Here is a 19,856-nt window from a genome sequence, read left to right as displayed (position 1 = left end):
GCAGGAGGGTGAACAGGTGGATGAGCCAGCCATCAGGCGGCTTCGATCGTCGCCTTGTTGCGCACGACTGTTTCCAGGTAGCTGCGTACGTTTGCCTGTTCTTCGGGTGTGGTGAACAGGCCCAGCTTGGTGCGGCGCCACAGGATATCTTCGATGCTGGTCGCCCATTCCTGCTCGCACAGGTAATCGACTTCACGGGTGTACAGACCTGCGCCAAGGTGCTGGCCGAGGTCTTCCAGACCCTGCGCGCCGTCCAGTAAGCGCCAGCTACGGCTGCCGTATGTGATCGACCAGCGTTTGGCGATCGGAGCAGGCAGCCAGCTGTAACGCCCGGTCATTTCCGCAGCCAGTGCTTCCGGCGTGGTCATGTCTTCGCCGCCGGGCAGGGCCGCTTTGGCCGTCCAGCTCGGTTTCATCTGCTTGAAGAATGGCGCCAGTTGCGTCATTGCCGATTCCGCCAGCTTGCGATAGGTCGTCAGCTTGCCGCCGAATACCGACAGAATCGGCGCTTCATCGCCGCTACCCGACAACGACAGGGTGTAATCGCGGGTGATGGCCGACGGGTTATCGGACTCGTCGTTGCACAGCGGACGCACGCCCGAGAAGGTGCGCAGCACGTCGGCGCGGCTCAATTGTTTCTTGAAGTGGTCGTTGGCCACTTTCAGCACGTAATCCATCTCGCCTTCGGTGATGTCGACCTTGTTAGGGTCGCCCTGATATTCACGGTCGGTGGTGCCAACGATGGTGAAGTGCTCCAGGTACGGAATGGTGAAGACGATGCGCTTGTCTTCGTTTTGCAGAATGAACGCATGCTCGCCCTCGTACAGCTTAGGCACGATCAGGTGGCTGCCCTGAATCAGACGGATGCCGTAGGCCGAATCGAGCTTGAGGTCTTCACGAATGAATTTGGCCACCCACGGGCCGGCTGCGTTGACCAGCGCCTTGGCGTGGATCGAGAACAGGCTGCCGTCGCTGCGCTCCAGATGCAGGTGCCACATGCCTTTGATGCGGCGCGCGCTGACGCAGCGGGTCTGGGTGTGGATATGTGCGCCGTTTTCACGCGCCGCCATGGCATTGAGAACTACCAGACGCGCATCGTCTACCCAGCAGTCTGAGTATTCGAAACCCCGGGTGATGCTCGGATTGAGCGGGCTGTCCGCACCAAAACGAATGGTCCTCGAGGCGGGCAGCTTTTCGCGCTTGCCGAGGTTGTCGTACAGAAACATCCCCGCACGAATCATCCACGCCGGACGCAGGTGTGGGCGGTGAGGCAAGACGAAACGCATCGGCTTGACGATGTGCGGCGCCTTGGCGAGCAGCACTTCACGTTCCGCAAGCGCCTCGCGCACCAGACGAAATTCGTAATGCTCCAGATAGCGCAAACCACCATGGATCAGCTTGCTGCTGGCCGAAGACGTATGACTGGCCAAGTCATCTTTCTCGCACAGGAAAACCGAAAGGCCACGACCGGAGGCGTCTGCCGCAATCCCGACGCCATTGATGCCACCGCCGATAACAGCGATGTCGTAAACCTCGGAAAGAGGTGGGGTTGGCACGGTAGCGTGGGGCATCGGTGGCCTCCTGGACAATTCTTGAGCATGGCTCGAATGGCGAATATGAACATTAATGTTCATTTTCGAAAATCATAGCTCAATAAAATGACCCTTGCCAGCGCGAATCGATTGAAAATACTGATAACTGCGTGATGAAAACAACAAAAATGAACATTGTAGGGCGGGATGTCAGGCGGGGATGATCTTGCTGTCTGACGCTTCTCGTTCTGTAAGCGCCAGTCCAGACACCTCTCGTTTCAGTGGGAATGCAGTTCGTGACGCTCTGCGTCGCAAAAGAGGACGCGGAGCGTCCGGAACGGCATGCGACGCAGAGCGTCGCAAGATAGCGTGGGAATTCAGTTCGCGACGGATGATAGCGATGGCATTCTTCCGGCCGCCTCTTGTGAGCTCATCGCAATCCGATGTCTTCGATCAAACCACTTCCAGCCGGATCTTGTGTTGGGTCAGCAATTGCTGCAGCGCAGGCACCGGAGGCTGGTCGGTGACCAGGCAATCGATCAGGGTGATCGGCCCGAGTCGGACCATGGCGTTACGCCCGAACTTGCTGGAGTCCGCCGCCAGCAGCACTTTGCGCGCATTGGCGATGATCGCCTGGGAGACCCGCACTTCCTGATAATCGAAGTCCAGCAGACTGCCGTCTTCGTCGATACCGCTGATGCCGACCAGTGCAAAGTCCACTTTGAACTGGCTGATGAAATCGATACTGCCCTGACCCACAACACCGCCATCACGGCGGACATTGCCGCCTGCAATCAACACTTCGAAATCGTCCTTGGTGCTGAGGATCGACGCTACGTGCAGGTTGTTGGTAATGATTTTCAGGTTGTTGTGATTGAGCAGGGCGCGGGCGATGGATTCGGTGGTGGTGCCGATGTTGATGAACAACGACGCGTTGTCCGGGATCTGCGCGGCGATGGCCTCGGCGATCCGTTGTTTCTCGTCGCGCATCTGATCCGCACGCATGGCGTAGGCGGTGTTTTCGATGCTGGAGTCATAAGCCGCGCCGCCGTGGTAGCGACGCAGCAGGTTCATTTCCGCCAGCTGATTGATATCGCGGCGGATGGTTTGTGGGGTCACGACGAACAGCGTCGCCATTTCCTCGATGCTGACGTAACCACGGTCACGGACCAGTTCGAGAATCTGTTGTTGGCGGGGAGGCAGGTTCATTGTTTTTCCTTGAGCGCCCTCTACAAATGGCGCCCATCATGCCGCAGGAAAGTGTGACCTGTCAGCCGGAATCCTGTCCTCCCTCATTCAACAGAGGCGATCACTCCTCGTTTTCGTGCGGTTCCCAGTCACGAGTGTGCGCAACGGCTTTCTGCCAGCCCGCGTACAACTTCTCGCGGTGCGCCTCTTCGCATGATGGTTCGAAGACGCGCTCGATCACGGCCTTGTTGCGCAGTTCGTCCAGGCTGCTCCAGAAACCGATCGCCAGACCGGCCAGGAACGCTGCGCCCAGTGCCGTTGTTTCACGCATTTGAGGGCGTTCAACGTGAGTGCCGAGAATGTCCGCCTGGAACTGCATCAGGAAGTTGTTGGCAACCGCGCCGCCATCGACACGCAGCGACTTGAGGCGTTCGCCGGAGTCCTGCTGCATCGCGTCGAGCACGTCGCGAGTCTGATAGGCGATGGATTCCAGCGCGGCCCGAATGATGTGATCGACTTTCACGCCACGGGTCAGGCCGAACAGCGCGCCGCGGGCATACGGGTCCCAGTACGGAGCGCCCAGACCGGTAAAGGCCGGGACCAGGTACACGCCGTTGCTGTCCTTGACCTTGCTGGCGAAGTATTCGGTGTCCAGCGCGTCATTGATGAGCTTCAGTTCGTCGCGCAGCCACTGTACGGTCGAGCCGCCGTTGAACACTGCACCTTCGAGCGCATAGGCCACTTCACCACGCGGGCCGCAGCCGATGGTCGTGAGCATGCCGTGGGCCGATTTCACGGCTTTCTTGCCCGTGTTCATCAGCAGGAAGCAGCCGGTGCCGTAGGTGTTCTTCGCCTGGCCGGGCTCGACGCACATCTGGCCGAACAACGCGGCCTGCTGGTCGCCCGCAATGCCGGCAATCGGGATGCCGCTCTTGCTGTGACCGTAGACCTCGGAGGAGCCTTTGACTTCAGGCAGCATCTCGCGCGGGATGTCCAGCACATCAAGCATGCGCTGATCCCATTCCAGCGTATGAATATTGAACAGCATGGTGCGCGAGGCGTTGGTGTAATCGGTGACGTGCACTTTGCCGCCAGTGAATTTCCAGATCAGCCAGGTATCGATGGTGCCGAACATCAGTTCGCCTTTGCGGGCGCGCTCGCGGCTGCCTTCGACGTGGTCCAGAATCCACTTGACCTTGGAGCCGGAGAAGTACGGATCAAGCACCAGGCCTGTGGTGTCCTTGATGTACTCCTCCAGACCGTCGCGCTTGAGCTGCTGACAGATTTCGGTGCTGCGGCGGCACTGCCAGACGATGGCGTTGTAGATCGGGCGCCCGGTGTCGCGTTCCCAGATGACAGTCGTTTCACGCTGGTTGGTGATACCGATGGCGGCGATCTGATCGTGGTGCAGATCAGCCTGCGCCAGCGCCTTGGTCATGCACGCGGTCTGGGTGGCGAAGATTTCCATCGGGTCGTGTTCGACCCAGCCTGCCTGTGGGTAGTGCTGAACGAATTCGCTTTGGGCAGTGCTCACCACGTTGGCATCGCGGTCGAAAATGATGGCTCGCGAGCTGGTGGTGCCCTGGTCAAGAGCAATGATGTAATTCTTGTTCTGTGTGTCAGTCATGTCGATTGCCTTGCGTTATTAAGTGGGATTCAAGATGAAGCCTGAACTTTGCCGCGAACCACTGGAGCATCTTTTTCGTTTTCAACAGGAAGGGCGCTTGGCAGGTGACGCGCAATCAGTGCGCGATAGCCGGCAGCACCCAGGCAGGCACCCAGAATGGGCGCAAAAATCGGAACCAGGAAATAAGGAATGTCACGCCCACCGGTGAACGCTATTTCACCCCAGCCCGCGAAGAACGTCATCAGCTTCGGACCGAAGTCACGGGCCGGGTTCATCGCGAAACCGGTCAGCGGTCCCATCGAGCTACCGATCACTGCCACCAGCAGGCCGATCAGCAAGGGCGCCAACGGGCCGCGTGGCAAGCCGTTGCTGTCATCGCCCAAGGCCATGATCACACCCATCAGAATGGTGGTGATGACCACTTCGACCAGAAACGCCTGACCCACGGAAATGGCAGGGTCTGGATAGGTCGAGAACACCGACGCCAGTTCGAGACTCTGCTCGCTGCCGCGGATGATGTGGTGAGCATGTTCGAAGTCGAAAAAGAGGCTGATGTACAACAGGTACACAAGACCTGCGCCGAAAAACGCGCCAGCGATCTGTGCCGAGATGTAAAAAGGCAATTTACGCTTTTCGAAACCGGCGAACAGGCTCAGCGCGATGCTGACGGCGGGGTTCAGGTGAGCGCCGGAAATGCCCGCGCTGAGGTAGATCCCCATGCTGACCGCCATGCCCCAGATGATGCAGATTTCCCATAAACCGAAACTTGCACCCGCGACCTTGAGCGCCGCGACGCACCCGGTTCCGAAAAAAATCATCAGCGCGGTGCCCAGAAATTCTGCCAGGCATTGCCCGCCGAGTGTCGGTTGTTTTAGTGCGATGGTCATGGATACCTCATTTTTTGTTTTTGTCTCGGCACCCTGAGACAGTCGTGGGTGCTCGTTATTCGTGCGTATCAGAAAAACCCCATTTCTGATCGCCGGTGCGAGTTATACCGAAAAATCGCTTTCGATAATATTCGTAAACGAAAAAATATAGGCAAGAAACCCGGCTGTCAAAGGTCGGAACTGAACGGTCAGATAATCTTCCCGCTGCCATGAGAGCGCGTTCGCAGGCTGTATGACGGCGCTTTACGGTGGTTTTCAAAATGCCATCAGTGTCGCAGGTGGCGTGAATCAAGGCATGTTCACTTTACCTGGCTTAAAGTGATCGTCGTCCCGAACCCTTTGGAGCGTTGCATGACACCCGCATTGGACTTACTGAAAAAACGTCGCGCCGAGCACCGTATTCACAGTTACGAACATGACCCGAAAGCCGCGTCGTATGGGCTGGAGGCCGCAGAAAAACTGGGGTTGGAGCCTGAGCAGGTGTTTAAGACGCTATTGGCCAGCAGCGAAAAAGGGGAATTGCTGGTCGCTGTGGTGCCGGTCGTCGGAACGCTTGATTTGAAGGCTCTGGCGCAGGCTGCCGGGGCGAAAAAAGCCGAAATGGCTGACCCTGCCGCCGCACAGCGTGCCACCGGATACCTGCTGGGCGGCATCAGCCCGCTGGGGCAGAAAAAGCGCCTGCGCACGTTCATCGACGAGAGCGCGCAGAACTTTGAAAGTATTTATGTCAGTGCCGGGAGGAGGGGGCTGGAAGTTGAATTGGCGCCCGCAGTGTTGGCCGAACACACCCAGGCCAGATTCGCTCCGATCGGTCGAGGTTGATTGATTTCGCCTCAGTCGCCCTAGATATGCGCCGCCACGCTGCCCGGCGCTGCAAACAACACCAGATGATCCGCCGCTACACGAATGCCGACGTCATCACCTTGCAGGTGGTCGGCATGGCTGGGGAAGATCGCTTCAAGCTGGCTGCCAGTCGGCAATTGCAGGCGGTACAAGGTCGAAGCACCCTGAAAGGTCCGGCCCGTGACCCGTGCTTTCAAGTCACTGTCGGGCGCATAAACGATATCGTCAGGGCGCAGCAATACATCCACGGCACTGCCGCTGACCCCCGGGTACGCCCGGTTGCCGCGCAAAGTGCCGAGTTCGGTACTCACCGATTGCGGATCGATCATCTGCCCGCGAATGAAATAGCCCTGACCGATGAAGCTGGCGACAAAGGGCGTGCGCGGCTCGTGATACAGGTTGTAAGGCGTGTCCCACTGTTCCAGGCGACCTTCCTTGAACACGCCAACGTGATCGCTGACGGCGAAGGCTTCTTCCTGGTCGTGGGTCACCAGAATGGCGCTGGTGCCACGCGCCTTGAGGATGTCTCGCACCTCATGGCTCAGCCGACGGCGCAGCTCGCCGTCCAGATTTGAGAACGGCTCATCGAGCAACAATAATCGGGGCTCCGGCGCCAGCGCTCGGGCCAGGGCGACACGCTGTTGCTGGCCGCCAGACAGTTCATGAGGAAAGCGTTTGCCCAGCGCGCCAAGATTGACCAGCTCCAGCAACTCGCCGATCACGTTGTCCAGCTGCGGATGCTTGCGGATGCCGAATGCGATGTTCTCGGCGACGCTCAGGTGCGGGAACAGGGCGTAATCCTGAAACACCATGCCGATGCGGCGCTTTTCGGGAGCCAGCGTCCAGCCCGGGCGGGAAATAACCTCGCCCGCCAGGCTGATTTCGCCCGCGTGAATCGGTTCGAAACCGGCAATTGCGCGCAGGGTGGTGGTCTTGCCGCAGCCCGATGAGCACAGCAGGCAGCCGATATCCCCAGCGTTAAGGTGTAGGTTCAAATCCTGCACCACGCGCTGGTTCTGGTAGCCGCAGGCCAGATTGCGCAGGCTCAGCAGCAACGGCTGGCTCATGCGGGCTGGCAGGCCGGTGCGACGAGAAACTCCAGCAGTGCTTTTTGTGCGTGCAGGCGGTTTTCGGCCTGGTCCCAGGCAACCGAGCGTGCGTCGTCCAGCACGTCGACACTGATTTCTTCGCCGCGATGAGCTGGCAGGCAGTGCATGAACAGCACGTCCTTGTCAGCCAGATCGAGTAATGCGCGAGTGACCTGAAACGGCGCAAACAACGCCTTGCGCCGGGCCGTTTCTTCTTCCTGCCCCATTGAGGTCCAGACGTCAGTGCTGACCAGATGAGCCCCGCTGACCGCCGCCTGCGGATCGCGAACCACCGTGACCCGGTCGCCGGCCAGCGCCATAAACTCAGGGTTGGGTTCGTAACCGGCCGGGCAGGCGACGCGCAGCTGGAAGTCGAACCGGATCGCCGCTTCTATATAGCTGTTGCACATGTTGTTGCCGTCGCCGATCCAGGCCACGGTCTTGCCTTTGATCGAGCCACGATGCTCGAGAAAGGTCTGCATGTCGGCCAGCAACTGACAGGGGTGCAGGTCGTCGGACAGGCCATTGATCACCGGCACGCGGGAATTGGCAGCGAATTCAGTCAGATTACTGTGCGCATAGGTGCGGATCATCACTGCATCGAGCATGCGCGACATGACTTTTGCGCTGTCGGCAACGGGTTCGCCACGGCCTAATTGAGTGTCGCGATGCGACAAAAAGATTGCCTGACCACCCAGGTGAATCATCCCTGCTTCGAACGAAAGACGGGTACGTGTCGAGGATTTTTCAAAGATCATCCCCAGCACCCGGTTTTTCAGCGGCTCAAAGAGTACGCCGCGATTGCGCAGGTCTTTGAGCTCTACGCCACGACGGATCAGGCCCAGTAGCTCGTCCGGGGTGTAATCCATCATCGAGAGAAAGTGCCTGGGGTTCATGATTAACTACCTTTTTTGCAACAGACCGCAGGTTATCAAAGCCGGTTTTTATCGGGAAAACGGCCAGACCTGCGGCGGAAGCCGCACGGGGCGACGAATAGGAGAGGCGCGATAGTATAAAAAAATGTCGCGTCTTACCAATAGCATGCGTGTTTCGGAGAAGCCGACGTCGCTGGCGCTTGTCATGGAGACGCGCTGCAAATGTTCGTTGGCGCGTCAAAAGCTGGCTACGCTGAGAAGGCTTATTGCCACCTCGGGTTTTTCCGAAGGCAGCATTTGTACACTGCTCAAATAGCGCTTGGCAATTAGTACCAATCCTGCAACAGTCCGCGATTACACGGGCACGCTTATGCGAAAGACGTCACGGACTTGAAACAGGAACCGTTTCTTTAATGACGGGCGTAGGTTATAAAACAGTGCCGATACATTACTGATCGAGGGGTGGGGGAATGGACTCAAAAGAGCATCAATTGACGGAGTTACTGGGTCTCACTGCTCGTACGCTTACCCATCTGACCGCTTCAATGACGTCAATGTCCTTCGAGCTGCTGCGCAGCGAGGACGAAGTCACGCGGACCGCAGGGCGACGCATGATTGACCGCATGGCGACCATCAGTGCAGGGCTCGACGAGCACTGGCGTCTGATCGGCGATCTGACCGGTGTTCATCTGGCTCAGGAACAGGTCGAAACCGTCACGGAAATCCAGCTGCAGCGCAAGGTCGTCACCCCTATCGGCAGCTGATCCGGCCTGACCATCGGCGCGCATGATGCTTCTCGATTCACAAGACGCACGTCAGTGGCGCGGGGCATGGCGAGGCACCATAGTGCTTGTTCAGCAATCGTTCGAATTGCCATGACAAGACCATGAGGCTGCGATGACCCGGACCGAACATTACCGCGCCTGTCATTTGTGCGAGGCCATCTGCGGCCTTGTCATCGAAACCATCGCCCTGCCTGATGAGAGCCCGCGCATTGCGTCCATCAAGGGCGACCCGCTGGATACGTTCAGTCGCGGCCACATCTGCCCAAAGGCCGTTGCGCTGCAGGATATCCAGAACGACCCCGACCGGCTGCGCCAACCCATGCTGCGCGCTGGTGATCAATGGCAGCCAATTGCCTGGCAGCAGGCGTTCGACCTGGTGGCGGAGCGGCTTTACGCCATTCAGCAGCGCTACGGGCAAAACGCAGTGGCGATTTATCAAGGCAACCCGAGCGTTCATAACTACGGGCTGATGACCCACAGCAACTATTTTCTTGGCCTGCTCAAGACCCGTAACCGTTTCTCGGCCACGTCGGTCGATCAGTTGCCGCATCATCTGACCAGCTTCCTGATGTACGGTCACGGCATGCTATTGCCGATTCCGGACATTGATCACACTGATTTCATGCTGATTCTGGGCGGCAACCCGCTGGCGTCCAACGGCAGCATTATGACGGTCCCGGATGTCGAGAAACGCCTGAAGGCCATTCAGCAGCGCGATGGCAAGCTGGTGGTGATCGACCCACGGCGCAGCGAGACAGCGGCCATCGCCGATCAGCATCTGTTTGTGCGGCCCGGCGGCGATGCCGCGTTGCTGTTCGGGCTGCTCAATACGCTGTTTGAAGAAGGGCTGACCCGTCACAGCCATTTGCCTGTCGATGGCCTGGACCACGTCAGGCAAGCCATTACCAGCTTTGACGCAGAGGCCATGAGCCCGCGTTGCGGCGTGCCCGCCGAACAGATTCGACAGCTGGCGCGCGACTTCGCGGCGGCTGACAAGGCGGTGTGTTACGGGCGCATGGGCGTGTCCACGCAAGCCTTCGGCACGCTGTGCCATTGGCTGACGCAGTTGATCAATCTGGTCACCGGCAATCTGGACCGCGCCGGTGGAGCACTGTGCACCGAGCCTGCTGTCGATCTGGTCAGTTCGACCTCCGGCGGGCATTTCAATCTGTGGCAAAGCCGCGTCTCAGGCCTGCCTGAATACGGCGGCGAGCTGCCGGTGTCAGCGCTGGCCGAGGAAATGCTGGTGGAGGGCGACGGGCAGGTTCGCGCACTGGTCACCGTCGCGGGCAACCCGGTGCTGTCGACACCCAATGGCCGTCAACTGGACAAAGCGCTTGAGGGGCTGGAGTTCATGCTCAGCATGGATTTGTACATCAATGAGACCACCCGCCATGCGGATCTGATTCTGCCATCGACCTCGGCGCTGGAGAACGATCACTACGACACCACATTCAATACCCTGGCGGTGCGTAACGTCACACGCTTCAATCAGCCCATCTTTGACAAGCCTGAGGGCGCCTTGCACGACTGGGAGATTTTTGTGGGCCTGGCCAAGGCTTTTGCCGCCAGAGCCGAGCGCGACCTCAAACCGACCCTGCCGCCCGCGCAGATGATCGATCGCGGCCTGCGTGCGGGTCTTTATGGTGATGCGTCACCGCACAAATTGTCGCTTGCAACGCTGGCCGGCCATCCGCATGGGCTTGATCTGGGCGCCCTGAAGGCAAATCTGACAGAGCGGCTGAAAACTGCCAATGGCCGCATTCAGGCTGCGCCGGAAGTGATCATGGCTGACCTGGCGCGCTTCGCCGCCGATCCGGCACCCAAGGCCGGTGAATTGCTGATGATTGGTCGCAGGCACGTGCGCAGCAATAATTCCTGGATGCACAACTATCATCGTCTGGTGAAAGGCAAGCCTCGTCATCATTTACTCATGCACCCCGACGATCTGGCCACTCGCGGCCTGAGCGACGGGCAGCAGGTCAGGGTCAGTTCGCGGGTCGGGATGATCGAGGTCCAAGTGTTGGGCAGTCTGGACATGATGCCAGGGGTGGTCAGCCTGCCGCACGGCTGGGGCCATTCACGAGCCGGGGTCAAGATGGAAATCGCCCGGAGCCAGCCGGGAGTGAGTGCCAATGACCTGACCGACGAGCGGCAACTCGACGCGCTGTCCGGCAATGCGGCACTGAACGGGGTGCCGGTGCAGGTGGCCTCGTGCTGAGGTTCGAGCGTCTGGCCTGGTATTTCGTTACAATGCGCCACCGTGCCGACAACTGAGTCGGATATTTCAGCCGAGGTGCTCCATGGATATCATCGAAACAATCAAAGAGCAGATTGCCAGCAACACCATTCTGCTTTACATGAAAGGCGCTCCAAACGCTCCGCAGTGCGGTTTTTCGGCCAAGGCTTCCCAGGCGCTGATGGCCTGTGGCGAAAAGTTTGCCTACGTCGACATCCTGCAAAACCCGGAAATCCGTGCCAACCTGCCCAAGTACGCCAACTGGCCGACTTTCCCGCAACTGTGGGTGGCCGGTGAGCTGGTCGGCGGCAGCGACATCATCACCGAGATGATGGCTGACGGTTCGTTGCAGACCCTGGTCAAAGAAGCATCGGCTGCCAAAGCCGAGTAAAGCGTTGCGCTTCGGCGTTATACACAAATCTGGTGGGAGCGAGCTTGCTCGCGAAGAGGTGTGGTAATGCCGATCACGACGCTCTGCGTCGCAAGAGGCGCTGAAGGTTTTACACGCAAGAAAAAGCCCGCTCTCGATTGAGGCGGGCTTTTTCGTTGCTGCGCAGTCAGGGAATCAGTCGCCCATCTGCGATTGCAGGTAATTCTCGATGCCGACTTTGACGATCAGACCCAACTGAGTCTCAAGCCAGTCGATTTGCTCTTCTTTAGGCTCAAGGATGTCTTCCAGCAGCTCACGGCTGCCGAAGTCGCCTACCGTCTCAAAGTGCGCAATCGCCGCTTTCAGATCAGCCAGACCTTTCTGTTCGATCTTCAGGTCGCACTCCAGCATTTCCTTGGTGTGCTCGCCGATCAGGATCTTGCCCAGATCCTGCAGGTTTGGCAGCCCTTCAAGAAACAGCGTGCGCTTGATGAGCTTGTCAGCGTACTTCATTGCGTGGATGGACTCGTGGTACTCATGCCCACCGAGCTTTTTCAGACCCCAGTCTTCGTACATGCGTGCATGCAGAAAATACTGATTGATAGCGACCAGCTCGTTTCCGAGGATCTTGTTGAGATGCTGGATGACTGTAATGTCGCCTTTCATGTTCGAGGTCCTGCCGATGGATTGTGTCGATAAGCCGCGAGTGTGAGCTGCGTCCAAACGTCTGTCAAACCTAAGTAATTGAATATTAAGTGAATTTAAATAGGAATAAGAATGTTTGAGTTCCGCATCTTGACGCTAAGCGCTTGAATTACAGGCATAAAAAAACCGGACATAGCGTCCGGTTCTTCAAAAAGGGGTATTCAGGCCGCTGAAAATTTTGCAGGGTAGGCCAGCGCTGCATGGCTGCTTTGCAGTTCGGTCAGGGTGTCACGCACCACTTCCTTTGCCAAGCAGGCGCATTTTCCACATTTACTCGCGACGCCAAGCGTTTCGCGGACTTCACGGTAACTGCAGCAGCCTTCCAGAATTGCATCCCGGATTTGACCGTCTGTGACACCTTGGCAGAGGCAAACATACATAAGCTATGGACCGTCGCTGGTTTATTGCTTGGTGCCGAGGAGCTTAATGTTAATGAGAATGCTTGTCAAAACTGTTTTGGGTTCGATTCAGGAAGCGGCGATGAGTGGTCGTTTGCGTCCTTTGCCTTTCGGCAAGCATGAAAAAACCGGCACAAGGCCGGTCGATTCATTGAAGGGTCGACATCAGTCGTCGAAGTCTTCCCAGCCGCCCATCTCCTTCCAGCGGTTGACGATGCCGCAGAACAGCTCGGCCGTCTTCTCGGTGTCGTAGCGGGCCGAGTGGGCTTCACGCCCGTCGAAGTCGATACCGGCGGCCTGGCAGGCTTTGGCCAGTACGGTCTGACCGTAAGCCAGGCCGGCGAGGGTGGCGGTGTCGAAGCTGGAGAACGGGTGAAACGGGTTGCGTTTCATGTCCATGCGCGCGACAGCGGCGTTGACGAAGCCGAGGTCGAAGCTGGCGTTGTGACCGACCAGCACCGCGCGTTTGCAGCCGTTGGCTTTCAGCGCCTTGCGCACGCCACGGAAGATGTCGTTCAGCGCGGTCTCTTCGCTGACCGCCATGCGCAGCGGGTGATCGAGCTTGATGCCGGTGAACTCCAGTGCAGCGGCTTCGATGTTGGCACCTGCAAATGGCTCGACGCGGAAGAAATAGGTGTGCTCGGGGAACACGAAGCCTCTCTCGTCCATGCCGATGGTCACCGCAGCGATTTCCAGCAGCGCATCGGTAGCCGAATTGAAACCGCCGGTTTCTACGTCAACGACGACCGGCAGGTAACCGCGAAAGCGTGCTGCCATCGGGTGACGGGAACCGCCGCCACCGCCGTGGCCTTCCTGTTCGTCGTCGAAATGATCTTCACTCACGCGTGTTCCTCCAGACGCCAGCGCAGTTTTTCACCCGCGCGCAGCGGAATAACGGTCAACTCGCCAAACGGCAGGCTGGCAGGGGCGGTCCACTCTTCACGTACCAGTGTGATGGTGTCCTGATTGGCGGGCAGGCCGTAGAACGCCGGACCGTGCAGGCTGGCGAAGCCCTCCAGCTTGTCCAGGGCGTTACGCTGCTCGAACGCTTCGGCATACAGCTCGATGGCGGCGTAGGCGGTGTAGCACCCGGCGCAACCGCAAGCGTTTTCCTTGGCGTGCTGGGCATGCGGTGCCGAGTCGGTGCCGAGGAAGAACTTGCCGCTGCCGCTGGTGGCTGCGTCAAGCAGGGAAACCTGATGGGTATTGCGCTTGAGAATCGGCAGGCAGTAGAAGTGCGGACGAATCCCGCCGACCAGCATGTGGTTGCGGTTATAAAGCAGGTGGTGCGCCGTGATGGTCGCCGCGACGTTGGCCGAGGCTTCGTTGACGAACTGCACGGCATCGCCGGTGGTGATGTGTTCAAACACCACTTTGAGGGTCGGGAAACGTTCCACGACGCGGCGCAGGTGTTCTTCGATGAACACCTTTTCACGATCGAACACGTCGATTTCACCACGAGTCACTTCGCCGTGTACCAGCAGCAGCATGCCGACTTCGGCCATGGCTTCCAGCGCAGGGAAGATCTTGTCGATGCTGGTGACACCGGAATCGGAGTTGGTGGTCGCACCGGCCGGGTACAGCTTGGCGGCGTGAACGAAACCGGTTGCCTTGGCGGCGCGTACATCTTCGGCCGTGGTCTGGTCGGTGAGATAAAGCACCATCAGCGGCTCGAAGCGGCTGCCCGCGGGGCGTGCAGCCAGAATGCGCTGGCGATAGGCATCGGCCTGCTGTGCGTTGCGAACCGGTGGCACGAGGTTGGGCATGATGATTGCGCGACCAAAGGTTCGCGCTACGTCAGCAACGGTATGCGGCAAAACAGCTCCATCACGGAGGTGAATATGCCAGTCGTCGGGGCGCAGAAGGGTCAGGCGGTCAGACATTGGGGATTCCAGGCGGGTCAAACTCGCTGGGAATGCTACCGGAAAAGACTCTGTCAGGCATCCGCTATCAAGTTTTGCATGAAGTTACCGATAGCTCCCTTGTAAGGAAGTATTTTCTGTTTCGCGTTCATTTCCAGTGGAGCCTCCCGTGCGCCAGCGATATTTAGCCCTGCTCAGCTTGTTTGCCAGCCTTCCGGCGATGGCTATCAGTTTCCAGACACGTCTGGAGAGCATCGAGTGGAAAGTCGAAGGCGATCAGTTCGAGTGCCGCCTGACTCAGCCGATCACCGATTTCGGTGCGGGCGAGTTCGTGCGTCGCGCGGGTGAGCAGGCGACTTTTCGTCTGAAGGCGGCCTATAACATGCTCGGCAATGGCTCCGCGACGCTGCTGGCCGCGGCCGCTCCGTGGCAACCGGGGCGTGGCGATATCAATCTGGGCTCGGTACGCGTCAGCAACGGCGACATACCGTTCAATACCTCCCAAGCGCAGGCCGGGCGCTTGATCACTGGCCTGATGGACGGGCGCAGTCCGCTGATCCGCCACTACAACCGCGACGGTGGGCAGATGGAAATTCGTCTGCTGCCCGTCAAATTCAGCAAGGCGTTCAGCGATTATCAGGCTTGCACGGCAAAGCTTTTGCCGATGAATTTCGATCAGATCAAGCAGGCTGAAATCGGCTTTCCGGGGGGCGGTATCGAGCTGGACGCTGCGGCCAAGGCACGTCTGGACAACATGGTGGCTTACTTGAAGGCGGACCCGACCGTCAATCGCATCGAGCTGGACGGCCATTCCGACAACAGCGGCAATCGCCTGACCAACCGTGACCTGTCCCGTCGGCGGGCGCTGGCGGTCATGGATTACTTCAAGGCTCAGGGTGTTCCCGAGCAGCAGATCACCCTGCGTTTTCACGGTGAACGCTACCCGCTGGCACCCAACACCAACAACGCCAATCGCGCGCGTAACCGTCGCGTCAACGTGCACCTGGAGCGTGTTGCTCCGGAAGAGCGTCCGGTGCCGGTTGCCTCTTCGGCGAGTGCGGCACACACCTCGTGAATCCCGTCTGCAAGGGGCGCTGAACGTCGCCTGGTCGTCACAAGCTGTCGCGCCCCTGTAAATTTGCTGGTTTGAACGGTAGAATCGGCGGTTTTCCGTACAACCCGGTGGAGTGATGGCATGGCGGACGTAAACAAGGTAGTTCTCGCGTATTCCGGTGGCCTGGATACTTCGGTAATCCTCAAGTGGCTACAAGATACGTACAACTGCGAAGTGGTGACCTTTACCGCTGACCTGGGTCAGGGTGAAGAAGTCGAACCGGCACGCGCCAAGGCTCAGGCCATGGGCGTCAAGGAAATTTACATCGACGACCTGCGCGAAGAGTTCGTGCGTGATTTCGTCTTCCCGATGTTCCGCGCCAACACCGTCTATGAAGGCGAGTACCTGCTGGGTACATCTATCGCGCGTCCGCTGATCGCCAAGCGTCTGATCGAAATCGCCAACGAAACCGGTGCTGACGCCATTTCCCACGGCGCGACCGGCAAGGGTAACGATCAGGTCCGCTTCGAACTGGGTGCCTACGCACTGAAGCCAGGCGTCAAAGTGATCGCTCCATGGCGCGAGTGGGATCTGCTGTCGCGTGAAAAGCTGATGGACTACGCTGAGAAGCACAACATTCCGATCGAGCGCCACGGCAAGAAGAAATCGCCATACTCCATGGATGCCAACCTGCTGCACATTTCCTATGAAGGCGGCGTGCTGGAAGACACCTGGACCGAGCATGAAGAAGACATGTGGCGCTGGACCAAGTCCCCGGAGGACGCGCCAAACGTTGCGACTTATCTCGAACTGACCTACCGCAATGGCGATATCGTCGCTCTGGATGGCGTCGAGATGACTCCTGCCACGGTATTGGCCACCCTGAACCGCATTGGCGGTGAAAACGGCATCGGTCGTCTGGATATCGTGGAAAACCGCTATGTGGGCATGAAGTCCCGTGGCTGCTACGAAACCCCGGGTGGCACCATCATGTTGCGTGCTCACCGTGCCATCGAGTCCATCACGCTGGACCGCGAAGTGGCTCACCTCAAGGATGAGCTGATGGCGAAATACGCCAGTCTGATCTATACCGGATACTGGTGGAGCCCTGAGCGTCTGATGCTGCAACAGATGATCGACGCCTCTCAGGCCCATGTAAACGGCGTTGTGCGTCTGAAGCTGTATAAAGGCAACGTGATCGTGACGGGCCGCAAGTCCGATGATTCGTTGTTCGATGCCAATATCGCAACCTTTGAAGATGACGCAGGTGCCTACGACCAGGCCGACGCAGCGGGCTTTATCAAGCTCAATGCCTTGCGTATGCGGATCGCCGCAAACAAGGGCCGCAAACTGTTCTGATTGCGTACCCGTCTGTCAGGGTAGCCCTTTGCAGGGCAGCCCTGGCTAACACATGTTCTTCCCCTGTCTTATCAACTCATTGCCTTCACGCATGCGGTATAAGTCGTTGTGCGGCAATGCTGTCACCCTTGAATGCTGTTAAACAGTTAGTGGTTTCTTACAGCGCCCTGTAAGTACGCATACAAACGCTTTTATTTCCTTCAGGCTATGTCAACGCTCCCGACAGTTGCAGGCAGTCCCTTGTCGGGCATTCCGGAATGCGTGTACACCGTGCTAATGATTGGCAGGAGACCAGGCAGACACCGAGTCGGACTTCTGTAACCAGCGTGTACGCAGTGTCAGGGTGTGTCGCTGTCGCGCCGATGTCGGAATTCGATTCGATAGGCTTTACCAATGTCCCACACCTGCCCGAGTGTCAGGTCAAGCACCTGTGCAATCTCCGACGCTGTGTAACCCAGGCTTGAGTAGTGCAGAGCGTGGCCGGCAACCACGTCGTCGACGTCGACGGGATCATCCCGTGCCTCCCTCCTCAGCGCACGAACAGGCTGGCTGAAGCTGATCCTCACGTCGTTCTCGGTCGCCAGCTGGCGAATGTCCTTCCTGTTCATTCTTAATGAGTACTGCAACGCGGTGAAACCAGCCCCCTTGGCCGCCAGGCACCTGAGCAGTTCCACCTTGGCCCTGTGTTCAAGGTGGGTGTCAGGGGTTGCAGATGTATGAGCTGAGGAAGCTGCCGATGATCCTGCTGTTTCGCCATCGGCGATGACGGTGATAACGCCGCCTTCGGCAACAAACGTTTGCACCGCCGTGACCAGATCCAGAGAGGCAGGCTCGCGTGAACGAGCGTATTTGTTGTTCATGGTATATCCCTTTTTGAACATGGTTATACACATGACCCTTCAAAGGGGTTGTCAGGCACCCCGTTGCGCGCTCAGGCGGGCTTGATCGGTCATGCGCGTGTTCGTCGAAATCCGTCCGACGTTTAGAATGCATACATGACTTCCTGCCAGGCAGTTGAGCTTATGACAGGTGCAACAGTCACTGTTTGTTTGAGTTATTCATAGGGCGCCACATGTTAAAGGGCGGTTGTTAGTGGCTTTATGTTAAAAAAGTAACGACTGGTAATAAGTTTTGCAAGTAAAAAAGGCAGCGTGGTACATGAATCGAGTAATGCCTATTTATAGTGTCATACAGATTTCGATTTCAGGTCCTGGATCTGCGTAGTACGTTTCCTGTTCGATACATCAAGTATGGAACTGACATAAAATCTGGTATTAGCTGTTTGTCGATTTAGCCATTAATGAACCTGAGTAGTGTAGGGTGATGCCATTGTCTCTGTAAGAATTCGTGAATGTGCGTATCAAGGAGTTCGATCGATGAGGGGTGTCAATGTGCCAGCCTTGAGTGCGGTGATTTTAAAGTCCTCTGTTTGGGCGACGCTGTTGTGGGATTTTTCCGATCAGCATGTAAGAAGCATCCTTATATAAATATATGTGCAAAATTCAACAATAAATGTGTAATTTTTCATCACCAATTACGTATTAAGAGTGCAGTTGTCGGAGGCGAACAGAAAGACAGAGGCTGCTGTCGTTGAAGGCATGGGTAAGCGGGCATCGGTTTTGGTAGGCAGAAGCATCATTTGCAGATGACGGCTCGTCCACGCGCTGTATTCATTTAATGGTGCTTCAAGTGAATAGCGGAAGCTCAGTATCGCTGGCTATATGCCACTTTATCGCTGCAACAGGTCATCAGTACAACAAGGGCCAGAGAGGTTTCAAGAGCGATAGCGTGATCAGCCTGAACACGAAGTGATAGGTCTGATCGTGTTACAAAAAAATGATCTACTGGAGTCGCGATGCTTAACGTCAGCGACCCCGGCAGCAACAATTCATCGGATTCCGAAAAGGAAGGCTCTATGAAAATTAATAAAAAGTATGCGTTCGTGCCGAGTTTTGTAGGAAGTTTCTGCTGTAATTGTAGGAATGGTCTTTGGCTGTCAGTCCTAAGGGGTGAGCGCCATGCAAAGCAGTAAACGACTAAGTTATTGTGCTGGCTCTGAAAATTCGAAAAGCGAAAAATGGACTGCCCATAAATAAAGTGCTGATCGTGGATGATCATCCCGTCATTCGCCTTGCTGTGCGCATGCTGATGGAGCGTCATGGCTATGAGGTCATTGCGGAGACTGACAACGGTGTGGATGCGTTGCAGCTGGCACGTGAGCACCTGCCCGATATCGTCATTCTCGACATCGGTATTCCCAAGCTCGACGGACTCGAAGTCATTGCCCGGTTGGCGGCAATGACACTGCCATTCAAGGTTCTGATCCTGACGTCTCAGGCCCCTGGTCACTTCTCGATGCGCTGCATGCAGGCGGGGGCTGCCGGTTATGTCTGCAAGCAGCAGGACCTTACCGAATTACTCAGTGCTATCAAGGCTGTACTGTCGGGATACAGCTACTTCCCCAACCAGGCTCTGCATACCGTCCGGTCAGGCATGGGAAATGCGAGCGAGTCAGATATGGTCGACCGTCTTTCCGGCCGGGAAATGATGGTTCTGCAGCAACTGGCCAGAGGCAAGACCAACAAAGAAATCGCTGACGGCATGTTTCTCAGCAACAAAACCGTGAGTACCTACAAGACACGTCTGCTGCTCAAGCTGAATGCTCATTCGCTGGTTGATCTGATCGAGCTGGCTCAACGCAACGGTCTGGTCTGAATCCGCTGATCAGTGAGTTCGGATCAGGCCAGGTCGACGATACACCGGGTTCCGTGTCATGGAAGCCTCTTTTCAGAGGCTTCCAGCACTCCGGTCAGAGATCGAAATCGTAGTCGGCCAGTTGCTTCTGCAAGCGCCGTTCTTCAAGCAGGTTGTCGATGGTGCGCCGTTTGCTCAGATTGGTCTTCGCGGGTTCGACGATCACCTGTTCGCTCTCGTCCGCATCAACGACAACAAGCTCGTCATCAACATCCAGTTGTTCTTTGCCAGTACTCATGAAGTCGACTCCAAGGCGTGGGCTCTCTGGCGCACCTTATATCGACAATCCA

19 protein-coding genes are annotated in these 19,856 nt (G+C 57.5%); 7 read left to right on the top strand and 12 right to left on the bottom strand.

Going from position 1 to position 19,856, the window contains the following annotated elements; translation table 11 throughout:
- Positions 1-32: 32 nt before the first annotated feature.
- From glpD to BLT55_RS15360, 4 genes are all read right to left on the bottom strand, one after another.
- Complete coding sequence (gene glpD / locus BLT55_RS15375; RefSeq protein WP_055001671.1) at positions 33-1,571, bottom strand: glycerol-3-phosphate dehydrogenase; 1,539 nt, start codon at positions 1,569-1,571, stop codon at positions 33-35.
- Positions 1,572-1,985: 414 nt separating this feature from the next.
- Complete coding sequence (locus BLT55_RS15370; RefSeq protein ID WP_005889322.1) at positions 1,986-2,741, bottom strand: DeoR/GlpR family transcriptional regulator; 756 nt, start codon at positions 2,739-2,741, stop codon at positions 1,986-1,988.
- Positions 2,742-2,841: 100 nt separating this feature from the next.
- A complete protein-coding gene (gene glpK, locus BLT55_RS15365) occupies positions 2,842-4,347 on the bottom strand; it encodes a glycerol kinase GlpK (protein WP_055001672.1) in 1,506 nt (501 codons plus the stop codon).
- 29 nt (positions 4,348-4,376) lie between these two features.
- Positions 4,377-5,234 carry an MIP/aquaporin family protein gene (locus BLT55_RS15360; RefSeq protein WP_055001673.1) on the bottom strand — a complete coding sequence of 286 codons (858 nt, stop codon included), beginning with the start codon at positions 5,232-5,234 and terminating at the stop codon, positions 4,377-4,379.
- Positions 5,235-5,585: 351 nt separating this feature from the next.
- On the opposite strand from BLT55_RS15360, the gene ybaK reads away from it, so the two are divergent.
- Positions 5,586-6,056 (top strand): Cys-tRNA(Pro) deacylase, encoded by a 471-nt coding sequence (gene ybaK / locus BLT55_RS15355; RefSeq protein WP_055001674.1) that lies wholly within the window; start codon positions 5,586-5,588, stop codon positions 6,054-6,056.
- 20 nt (positions 6,057-6,076) lie between these two features.
- Here the strand turns inward: ybaK and BLT55_RS15350 are convergent, their stop codons facing one another.
- Positions 6,077-7,144, bottom strand: a complete 1,068-nt coding sequence (locus tag BLT55_RS15350; RefSeq protein WP_055001675.1) for an ABC transporter ATP-binding protein — start codon at positions 7,142-7,144, stop codon at positions 6,077-6,079.
- Entirely contained in the window at positions 7,141-8,061 is a 921-nt protein-coding gene (gene argF / locus BLT55_RS15345) for an ornithine carbamoyltransferase (protein WP_007248742.1), read from the bottom strand. The genes BLT55_RS15350 and argF overlap by 4 nt, the downstream gene beginning before the upstream one ends.
- Before the next feature lie 449 nt (positions 8,062-8,510).
- Here argF and BLT55_RS15340 point away from each other — a divergent pair, with 449 nt between their 5' ends.
- The 3 genes from BLT55_RS15340 (at position 8,511) to grxD (ending at position 11,455) form a co-directional block, all read left to right on the top strand.
- The gene (locus BLT55_RS15340) at positions 8,511-8,804 is read left to right on the top strand and encodes a hypothetical protein (RefSeq protein ID WP_042912487.1); all 294 of its coding nucleotides are present in this window, start codon (positions 8,511-8,513) and stop codon (positions 8,802-8,804) included.
- 133 nt (positions 8,805-8,937) lie between these two features.
- Positions 8,938-11,046, top strand: a complete 2,109-nt coding sequence (locus BLT55_RS15335; RefSeq protein ID WP_055001676.1) for a molybdopterin oxidoreductase family protein — start codon at positions 8,938-8,940, stop codon at positions 11,044-11,046.
- Positions 11,047-11,128: 82 nt separating this feature from the next.
- Positions 11,129-11,455: a Grx4 family monothiol glutaredoxin gene (gene grxD, locus BLT55_RS15330; protein WP_004396490.1), complete on the top strand. Its 327-nt coding sequence runs from the start codon at positions 11,129-11,131 to the stop codon at positions 11,453-11,455.
- 174 nt (positions 11,456-11,629) lie between these two features.
- Here grxD and bfr read toward each other — a convergent pair whose 3' ends face one another.
- The 4 genes from bfr to pyrC form a co-directional block, all read right to left on the bottom strand.
- Entirely contained in the window at positions 11,630-12,100 is a 471-nt protein-coding gene (gene bfr, locus BLT55_RS15325) for a bacterioferritin (protein ID WP_005889341.1), read from the bottom strand.
- A 200-nt stretch (positions 12,101-12,300) separates the two neighbouring features.
- Positions 12,301-12,519, bottom strand: a complete 219-nt coding sequence (locus BLT55_RS15320; RefSeq protein ID WP_005889343.1) for a bacterioferritin-associated ferredoxin — start codon at positions 12,517-12,519, stop codon at positions 12,301-12,303.
- A 183-nt stretch (positions 12,520-12,702) separates the two neighbouring features.
- Positions 12,703-13,380 carry a ribonuclease T gene (gene rnt, locus BLT55_RS15315; protein ID WP_007248739.1) on the bottom strand — a complete coding sequence of 226 codons (678 nt, stop codon included), beginning with the start codon at positions 13,378-13,380 and terminating at the stop codon, positions 12,703-12,705.
- Positions 13,377-14,420 carry a dihydroorotase gene (pyrC, locus tag BLT55_RS15310; protein WP_055001677.1) on the bottom strand — a complete coding sequence of 348 codons (1,044 nt, stop codon included), beginning with the start codon at positions 14,418-14,420 and terminating at the stop codon, positions 13,377-13,379. Before pyrC ends, rnt begins: the two co-directional genes overlap by 4 nt.
- Before the next feature lie 148 nt (positions 14,421-14,568).
- On the opposite strand from pyrC, the gene BLT55_RS15305 reads away from it, so the two are divergent.
- Together BLT55_RS15305 and BLT55_RS15300 are read left to right on the top strand one after the other, a co-directional pair.
- Entirely contained in the window at positions 14,569-15,474 is a 906-nt protein-coding gene (locus BLT55_RS15305; protein ID WP_007248737.1) for an OmpA family protein, read from the top strand.
- A 120-nt stretch (positions 15,475-15,594) separates the two neighbouring features.
- Entirely contained in the window at positions 15,595-16,812 is a 1,218-nt protein-coding gene (locus BLT55_RS15300; protein ID WP_003412906.1) for an argininosuccinate synthase, read from the top strand.
- A 338-nt stretch (positions 16,813-17,150) separates the two neighbouring features.
- Here BLT55_RS15300 and BLT55_RS15295 read toward each other — a convergent pair whose 3' ends face one another.
- Positions 17,151-17,672 carry a hypothetical protein gene (locus BLT55_RS15295; protein WP_055001685.1) on the bottom strand — a complete coding sequence of 174 codons (522 nt, stop codon included), beginning with the start codon at positions 17,670-17,672 and terminating at the stop codon, positions 17,151-17,153.
- Positions 17,673-18,900: 1,228 nt separating this feature from the next.
- Between BLT55_RS15295 and BLT55_RS15290 the strand changes: the two genes are divergently transcribed.
- Entirely contained in the window at positions 18,901-19,527 is a 627-nt protein-coding gene (locus BLT55_RS15290) for a response regulator transcription factor (protein WP_055001686.1), read from the top strand.
- Positions 19,528-19,621: 94 nt separating this feature from the next.
- On the opposite strand, the gene BLT55_RS15285 is transcribed toward BLT55_RS15290, so the two are convergent.
- A complete protein-coding gene (locus tag BLT55_RS15285) occupies positions 19,622-19,804 on the bottom strand; it encodes a PA3496 family putative envelope integrity protein (protein ID WP_007248733.1) in 183 nt (60 codons plus the stop codon).
- Positions 19,805-19,856 lie beyond the last annotated feature (52 nt).

This window comes from Pseudomonas cannabina, from assembly GCF_900100365.1.
In the GTDB taxonomy this organism is placed as follows: domain Bacteria; phylum Pseudomonadota; class Gammaproteobacteria; order Pseudomonadales; family Pseudomonadaceae; genus Aquipseudomonas; species Aquipseudomonas cannabina.
Note: the sequence above shows the minus strand (reverse complement) of the source record. Positions and strands in the feature narration are given on the sequence as shown.

Coding starts and splice junctions, on each gene's coding strand:
- glpD (WP_055001671.1), bottom strand. CDS start 1,571: ATGCCCCACGCTACCGTGCCAACCCCACCTCTTTCCGAGGTTTACGAC.
- BLT55_RS15370 (WP_005889322.1), bottom strand. CDS start 2,741: ATGAACCTGCCTCCCCGCCAACAACAGATTCTCGAACTGGTCCGTGAC.
- glpK (WP_055001672.1), bottom strand. CDS start 4,347: ATGACTGACACACAGAACAAGAATTACATCATTGCTCTTGACCAGGGC.
- BLT55_RS15360 (WP_055001673.1), bottom strand. CDS start 5,234: ATGACCATCGCACTAAAACAACCGACACTCGGCGGGCAATGCCTGGCA.
- ybaK (WP_055001674.1), top strand. CDS start 5,586: ATGACACCCGCATTGGACTTACTGAAAAAACGTCGCGCCGAGCACCGT.
- BLT55_RS15350 (WP_055001675.1), bottom strand. CDS start 7,144: ATGAGCCAGCCGTTGCTGCTGAGCCTGCGCAATCTGGCCTGCGGCTAC.
- argF (WP_007248742.1), bottom strand. CDS start 8,061: ATGAACCCCAGGCACTTTCTCTCGATGATGGATTACACCCCGGACGAG.
- BLT55_RS15340 (WP_042912487.1), top strand. CDS start 8,511: ATGGACTCAAAAGAGCATCAATTGACGGAGTTACTGGGTCTCACTGCT.
- BLT55_RS15335 (WP_055001676.1), top strand. CDS start 8,938: ATGACCCGGACCGAACATTACCGCGCCTGTCATTTGTGCGAGGCCATC.
- grxD (WP_004396490.1), top strand. CDS start 11,129: ATGGATATCATCGAAACAATCAAAGAGCAGATTGCCAGCAACACCATT.
- bfr (WP_005889341.1), bottom strand. CDS start 12,100: ATGAAAGGCGACATTACAGTCATCCAGCATCTCAACAAGATCCTCGGA.
- BLT55_RS15320 (WP_005889343.1), bottom strand. CDS start 12,519: ATGTATGTTTGCCTCTGCCAAGGTGTCACAGACGGTCAAATCCGGGAT.
- pyrC (WP_055001677.1), bottom strand. CDS start 14,420: ATGTCTGACCGCCTGACCCTTCTGCGCCCCGACGACTGGCATATTCAC.
- BLT55_RS15300 (WP_003412906.1), top strand. CDS start 15,595: ATGGCGGACGTAAACAAGGTAGTTCTCGCGTATTCCGGTGGCCTGGAT.
- BLT55_RS15295 (WP_055001685.1), bottom strand. CDS start 17,672: ATGAACAACAAATACGCTCGTTCACGCGAGCCTGCCTCTCTGGATCTG.
- BLT55_RS15285 (WP_007248733.1), bottom strand. CDS start 19,804: ATGAGTACTGGCAAAGAACAACTGGATGTTGATGACGAGCTTGTTGTC.